General features: G+C 67.6%; 4 protein-coding genes. All 4 read right to left on the reverse strand.

Annotated features, from left to right (window positions below; translation table 11 throughout):
• On the reverse strand, positions 1-443 hold a 443-nt coding region (locus AC2VOK_RS17930; RefSeq protein WP_428901669.1), incomplete at its 3' end, for a regulatory protein RecX.
• Positions 412-2,544 carry an intein-containing recombinase RecA gene (recA, locus tag AC2VOK_RS17935; protein WP_428901670.1) on the reverse strand — a complete coding sequence of 711 codons (2,133 nt, stop codon included), beginning with the start codon at positions 2,542-2,544 and terminating at the stop codon, positions 412-414. The genes recA and AC2VOK_RS17930, both read right to left, overlap by 32 nt.
• Positions 2,545-2,916: 372 nt before the next feature.
• Positions 2,917-3,111, reverse strand: coding sequence for a DUF3046 domain-containing protein (locus tag AC2VOK_RS17940; protein WP_428901671.1), 195 nt, complete (start codon positions 3,109-3,111; stop codon positions 2,917-2,919).
• 22 nt (positions 3,112-3,133) lie between these two features.
• A complete protein-coding gene (locus AC2VOK_RS17945; RefSeq protein ID WP_428901672.1) occupies positions 3,134-4,303 on the reverse strand; it encodes a glycosyltransferase in 1,170 nt (389 codons plus the stop codon).
• Positions 4,304-4,397 lie beyond the last annotated feature (94 nt).

Genomic DNA, 4,397 nt, shown 5'->3' on the forward strand with positions numbered 1-4,397 from the left:
GACAGCATCGCCACCAGCCGGCGGCAGAGCCGGGCCTCGTCCTGGGCGTTGTTCAGTGCCTCGCGCCGCAGCCTGGTCCGCACCAGCCGCTCGGCCCTATCCCGCTCCTCAGCCGGTTTGATCCCATCCAGCACCGCGGTGATCACGTCGTTGTCGACCCCCTTGGTGCGCAACTCAACGGCCAACGCGGCCTTGCCTTTTGCGGCCTTCCCATGCCGGGAATGCACCCACTGTTCGGCGAAGTCGACGTCGTCGATCAGGCCGACGGCGGCCAGCCGGTCGAGCACCCGTTCACTGACGTCGCCGGGATATCCGCGTTTGGCCAGCGCAGTGGCCAACTCGGCTCGGGTGCGCGCTCTCCCTGTGAGCAAGCGCAGGCACAGCGCACGCGCCTGCTCCTCGCGGGAGGAGTCAGAAGTCGACGGGGGCGGGCAGGACGTCATCGTCGGTCACGACCGCGCCGATACCGAGCTTTTCCTTGATCTTCTTCTCGATCTCGTTGGCCACGTCGGCGTTCTCGGCCAGGAAGTTGCGGGCGTTCTCCTTGCCCTGCCCCAGCTGTTCGCCCTCGTAGGTGAACCAGGAGCCGGACTTGCGGACGAAGCCCTGATCCACGCCCATGTCGATCAGCGAACCTTCCCTGCTGATGCCCCGGCCGTAGAGGATGTCGAACTCGGCTTGCTTGAAGGGCGGCGAAACCTTGTTCTTGACGACCTTGACCCGGGTGCGGTTGCCGACCGCGTTGGTGCCGTCCTTGAGCGTCTCGATCCGGCGCACGTCCATGCGCACCGACGCGTAGAACTTCAAAGCCTTTCCACCCGTTGTTGTTTCGGGCGAGTTGTGCACCATTACTCCGTCAACGAAATAGTTGTGATTTCCCTCGACCTCGATATCGAATCGATTCATGGACCTAGTGTGCGGCTTGACATGAACATCGAGAATACGGGCCGGCACCAACTGCTGCGTGGGTTCGACGAACTGTGGCAACACCGTGTGCTGGCCACGGAACCGTGGCAGCAGCTTATCGTCCATAGACGGCGCCATGTACGGCGCGACCAGCTCCTGGAACTTCGCCGTAGCAGCGGTGGAGAACACTAGCACCGCCTTGCCGGCCGAGCCGACCTGCCGCAAGCGCACATCCAAGCCGTACGTATCACACAGATAGTCGCGTAACCGTACACGTGTGCCTTCGGCCATGGCTTCGACGCAGATCTCGATGCGCCCACTGCCACCCGCGGTACGTCCCTGTAAGGCCTTGGAACGCAAGCTGAATGATCCGCCGTCCATGTACCAGATCGCCAGAGCCAGTGGCGTGAGCGACTTGAGGTACTCCTCGGAGAAGAACTTCTTGCCGTCTCCGAGATAAACCGCGCGCTGCAATTCGGCGAGCTCCGGCAGCGGGGTGAAGTCGACAAAACCAGCGCCCTTGGGATCCTGCCGCGTCGCATGCCGAATGTTGCCCATCAACGCGGTCTTCCACCGCAGGTACTCCGACTGCTTGGCGCCGTGCCCGAGCCGGAAACGGACACCGTTGCGATCGTGCCGATTGGGCGACAAGTTCCCGTCACCCATCAGCGATCCCAGCACAACCTGGAACTGCTGATCACTGAGCCGACGCGGTTCAGTGGCCAGCACTCGATCACCGGTGAAGAGATCGCCGGCCTCCTTCCAGCCGCCCGGTGTGCGGATGAGGTGGTTGGGTGTCGCCGCGAACTGGGACTTGCCGTTGCCACTCGACTTTTCGACGGTGAACTGGAGAAACTGTTCGGCGGGCCCGTTATTGAACCAGTTCACCACCTTGCGGGGCACAACCCGGTCCGTCTGGGGGTCGTAGGACAGCACCTCGACGTCCATCTTGTTGTTGACGATCTTGCCGATCTTTTCGGTGGAGCCGTCAGCAAGGACCACCCGGGTCGAGTAGTTCATGCACCCGAACATGACACCGATTTTTTCGCGGAGCTGGTTGATGAAGATCGCGGTGGTGCCCGAATTGTTCAGCGCGCCGGTCATTTTCCGCAGCGCCTGGCTCATCAGCCGGGCCTGCAGGCCGACATGGCTGTCGCCCATCTCGCCTTCGAGTTCCGCGCGCGGCACCAGGGCCGCCACCGAGTCGATGACCAGGATGTCCAGGGCGCCGGAGCGGATCAGCATGTCGGCGATCTCGAGGGCCTGTTCCCCGGTGTCGGGCTGGCTGACCAACAGGGAATCGGTGTCCACGCCGAGATTCTTGGCGTAGTCGGGGTCAAGGGCGTGCTCGGCGTCGATGAACGCCGCGACGCCGCCGGCGGCCTGGGCGTTGGCCACCGCGTGCAGCGCCACAGTGGTCTTACCCGAGGATTCCGGGCCGTAGATCTCCACGACCCGGCCGCGGGGCAGTCCGCCGATACCCAGGGCCACATCCAGCGCAATGGATCCGGTCGGGATGACCGAGATCGGCTGGCGTATCTCGTCGCCGAGACGCATCACCGAGCCTTTGCCGTAGCTCTTCTCGATCTGGGCCATCGCCAGTTCGAGTGCCTTCTCGCGGTCGGGGGCTTGCGCCATGGTGCCTTCTCCTATGGTCGGTGTGTTCGGGACCGATGTCGGTCGGTTGGCCGTGACACTAGAGATGGCCACCGACAAGTTGTTGTCGTCGTCGAACGGTTCCACCCTAGACGAACACCTGTTCGATTCAAGCGGACACGCCAGGGACGCCCGAACATCTCGCCGGGACGTCGCGCCCGACCTGACACGGCCCGGCCTGACACGGCCCGACCTGACACGGCCCGACCTGACACGGCCCGACCTGACACTGAGGGAATCCGACGACTGCGCCCTTTGGCGCCCTCTAGGGCGCCGAACCTGCGGTCACGGCGCGATCCACGGGTCCGCACCGACCATGGACGCAGTCTGGGGCAAGGCTGTCGAGAGTTCGACTCACCACTGGTCGCGGGGCACGTCGAAGTCGGCGCACAATGCCCGCCATACGTCGCGGGGCTCGACGCCTTCCTCGATCGCCTGGGTGGCGGTCCGGCCCTCGAGGCCGGTCAGCGCGTGGTCTGCCAGCACCGACGGCCCGTAGGCGGCACCGAACCGCAACACGACCCGTTCATGGAACTCTGTTAGCCGCACGTCCGCCAACATACCCAGCCGGTCAGCCCGCCCCCAACGCCAGCGCGTCGTGGCAGACCCGCACCGGATCGGGCACGCCGGCCACACCGGCGGCGGCCGCGCGGGCGGCCCGGCGACACGCCGGCGACGACAGCACCTCGGCGGCGGCGGCGACCAGCGCGTCGGCCGTCAGCGGCCGGACCAGCTGGCCGCTGCCCTGGCGGACCACCCGGTTGGCGATCTCCCACTGATCCCCGCCGCCGGGGACCACGACCAGCGGGACCCCGGCCAGCAGCGCCTTGGCCACCGTTCCGTGACCGCCGCCGCAGATCACCAGGTCCGCGTGCATCAGCAACTCGTCCTGGCGGCCCAGCCCGACCACGGCCCACGGCGGCACCCGCAGCGCAGCGCCGTCCAGCCGCGAGACCACCACCCGCGACCCCACCGGTAGCGTCTCGCCCGGTATCAGGCAACCCAGCGCGATCTCGGCCAGACTCTCGGTCCCGATCAGTGCGGTCGAGGGGGCGACCACCACGACCGGGCCGGAGCCGGGGGGGATCTCCAGTACCCGCCCGGTCGGCTCGAAGTGCAGCGGGCCGACAACGACGGCCTCGGCCGGCCAGTCCGGACGCGGCACCTCCAGCGCCGGCAGCGTGGCGATCAGGCGTCGCAGCGGACCGGGGTCGTGAGCCGGCAACCCGATCTCGGCGCGGGCAGTTGCCCGCTGCCGCAGCCCGGCACGCCACGACCGGGCGGTCAGGGCGCGCATCGCCGCGTCTCGCAGCCGGCCGCGGACCCCGCTGCCCGGGGCCAGACCGCTGCCGATCGGCGGCAAACCCGTCGACGGCAGGTAGAGCGGATGCGGATTCAGCTCGATCCAGGGCATCCCCAGCAGCTCGGCGGCCATGCCGCCGCCCGCGGTGATGACGTCGGACACCACCAGCTCAGGCGCCAGCTCGCGCAGCACCGGCGCGTTGAGCACAGCCATGCGCGCCGCGCGCCGGTGAATTCGGGCCCCGGCGTCCAGGTCGTCGTCGGTGGCGGCCAGGCCTTCCAGCACTGCGACGTCCAGGCCGGCGGCGCGCGCGGTATCGAGCCACGCGGCCCCGGTGAACAGCGTGGGGTCGTCGCCGGCCTCGGCGAAGCGTCGACACAGCGCGATCGCAGGAAACGAGTGCCCGGGATCCGGCCCGGCGACCACGGCGACGCGCATCCGCTTCACCCTGCCACTTCACCCTGCCACAGCGCGGCACCGCCATCCTGGCCTACGCTGACAGGCATGACGGAGCTGACCGACGCCGGCGTGG

The sequence above is a fragment of the Mycobacterium sp. TH-M116 genome, assembly GCF_057473685.1.

Coding starts and splice junctions, on each gene's coding strand:
- recA (WP_428901670.1), bottom strand. CDS start 2,544: ATGGCGCAAGCCCCCGACCGCGAGAAGGCACTCGAACTGGCGATGGCC.
- AC2VOK_RS17945 (WP_428901672.1), bottom strand. CDS start 4,303: ATGCGCGTCGCCGTGGTCGCCGGGCCGGATCCCGGGCACTCGTTTCCT.